The sequence below is a fragment of the Synechococcus sp. R55.7 genome (assembly GCF_047461955.1).
Lineage (GTDB): Bacteria > Cyanobacteriota > Cyanobacteriia > Thermostichales > Thermostichaceae > Thermostichus.
The window spans coordinates 10550-13034 of sequence record NZ_JANSIC010000057.1; the positions used below are offsets into that span (position 1 = coordinate 10550).

Annotated in this window: 2 protein-coding genes; both read left to right on the plus strand. The window is 57.4% G+C overall.

Going from position 1 to position 2485, the window contains the following annotated elements:
- Positions 1–25: 25 nt before the first annotated feature.
- Positions 26–1177, plus strand: a complete 1152-nt coding sequence (hrcA, locus tag NW820_RS04665; protein WP_414344420.1) for a heat-inducible transcriptional repressor HrcA — start codon at positions 26–28, stop codon at positions 1175–1177.
- A gap of 53 nt (positions 1178–1230) precedes the next feature.
- On the plus strand, positions 1231–2214 hold the full coding sequence (tilS, locus tag NW820_RS04670; protein WP_414406816.1) for a tRNA lysidine(34) synthetase TilS: 984 nt from the start codon (positions 1231–1233) through the stop codon (positions 2212–2214).
- Positions 2215–2485 lie beyond the last annotated feature (271 nt).

Here is a 2485-nt window from a genome sequence, read left to right on the forward strand (position 1 = left end):
GTTGACTGGGTTCTTTTGATCGGCTATGAAACTCGAACTGACTCCCCGCCAGCGGAAGATTCTCTGGGCGACGGTGCGCAGCTACATTGCGACGGCTGAACCTGTCGGTTCCAAAACCTTGGCCCAGTCCTACAACTTTGGGGTAAGCACGGCCACCATTCGCAACGACTTGGCCACCCTTGAGCAAGTGGGATTGCTGTTTCAGCCTCACACCTCCGCCGGACGGGTTCCTTCCGACTTTGGCTATCGGGTTTATGTCAACGATTTGTTGACCTCCGCCAACAGCGGTGGGATCCCCCACGATGCTCCTCAGCCGGATCCCCATCCTGCCCTGCAACAGTTGATGGATCAGCTTGGCCGTGAGCTGGGAGATGACTTGGACAGTCTCCTACAAAGGGTGGCCCAGCTTTTGGCCCATCTGAGCGGTTGCATTGCTCTCATCACTCCTCCTCAGGGGCCGGTGGTAGCCATTCATCATGTGCAGTTGGTGTCGGTAGCGCCAGGGCGGGTGATGGTGTTGGTGGTAACCGACTCCTATCAAACCCATTCAGCTCTGGTCAGCCCCCCCGACTGGCCCAGCGACTCCCGAGAGGATTTGGAAGATGAATTGCAATTGCTCAGCAACTTTCTCACCCTGAAGCTGCGGGGCAAAACCTTTGCCGAGTTGCAGGATCTGAGCTGGCTGAAACTGGATGAAGAATTTCGTACCTACGGCCATTGGCTCCAGCAACTGCTGCGCTCGGTGGTGCAACGCTGTCTACAGCCCTCTCTGGGGCAGGTGTTCAGTGCCGGTATGGCCGAGTTGATGCGTCAGCCGGAGTTTTCCCAGGCCCGGCAGGTGCAGGCAGTGATGCAGTTGATCGAGGAGGGAGCCAAGCAACTGCAGGGGATGATTGGGCTCCATTTTGCCGATGGGGGTTTGCCCTCTCTGCCGAGCTCAACGGAGATGGATCAGGAGTCGGGACAGTCTGCCCGCAAGACCCCGGTGATCATCTACATTGGCAGCGAGAATCCACTGGAGTCTCTGCACCACTGTACGGTTATCGCCTCCACTTACCACCGTCGCTCAGCTCCTCTGGGTACGGTCACCTTGCTGGGGCCGACCCGAATGGCCTACGAGCGCAGCATTGCTGCTGTGCAGGCGGTGGCCTCTCATCTGACCCGGGCTCTTGCCTAAGGGATCCCATGAAGGCAGGCAGGGTCTGGGTTGCACCTGAGCAATAACAAGCTGTGGCCAGGCTCTCTCCTCTCCACCTGCGGGTACAGTGCGCCATTCGGCAGCGGCAACTTCTTCACCCTGGCCAGCGGCTGCTGGTGGCTTTTTCGGGCGGGCAAGATTCTTTTTGCCTGCTCCAAATCCTGCGGGATCTACAGCCTCGCTGGGGCTGGCAGCTCTTCGTTTTGCATTGCGATCACCGCTGGTCGGCAGATGAAACGGAGTGTGCTCGCTTTTTGCAGGGGTGGCTGCAGCAGCAGGGACTGCCTCATGCCGTTGAGACTGCGGATCCCATCCGCCGAGATGAGGCAGGGGCCAGGGCTTGGCGCTACCAACAACTGGACAAATGGGCCCGCATCTGGGATTGCAGCGCCGTGGTGATGGGGCATACGGCCACGGATCGAGCAGAGACGTTTTTGTGGAACTTGTTGCGGGGAACAGGAGCCGCCGGGCTGAGCAGCCTAGATTGGCAGCGTCGCCTGGACGACCGGGATCCCACCTCTGCCCAAGTGGTGCGACCCCTGCTGGAGCTATACCGTTGGGAAACCGAACAATTTTGCCAGCAGCACCAATTGCCGGTCTGGCCGGATCGCAGCAACCAAGATCTGGCCCATGGCCGCAACCGTCTCCGCCTGGAGGTGATGCCTTACTTGAAACAGCACTTCAACCCGCAACTGGAAGCGGCCCTGAATCGGGCTGCCACACTGCTGCAAGCAGAACATGAGCTGGTGGTAGCTCAAGCAGCTCAGCTATGGCCACAGGTATATGAGCCCGCTTTGCCAGGGCTGCGACGGGATCCCTTGCGGGCTGCCCCCTTGGCTCTGCAGCGGCAGGTAATGTTCCAGTTTTTGTCCCTGGTGTTGCCCCACCACCCCACCTTTGAACAGGTAGAAGCCGGGATCCAGCTCTTAAAAGCAGACCGAGGCAGCCGTAGCCCCGATTATCCAGGTGGGCACTGGCTGGAAGTGAAAGGGGATCACTTGGTTTGTTTCCATTAATTTTTCCATTAATTCCACTTCCCCGAAGGGAAGCGACTGATTCATTAATAGTAAGTATCACCACTGATTGTGGCAATACTTGGATACGATTAGCATCTTATGGTAATAATACAGGCCCGAGTCCATTGGCTACAGCACCTGATATGACCACTGCATTTGTACCTACCCCATCACAATGGGCAACCAAGACAATAGATTTAAGCCCGTATGCTTCTCAAACCGCCGCCAGAATCAGATTCCAATTGCGAAGTGGATGGGGAAATGTTACTTA

Excerpts from the sequence above, each read along its gene's own strand:
- hrcA (WP_414344420.1), top strand. The coding sequence starts at position 26 with ATGAAACTCGAACTGACTCCCCGCCAGCGGAAGATTCTCTGGGCGACG.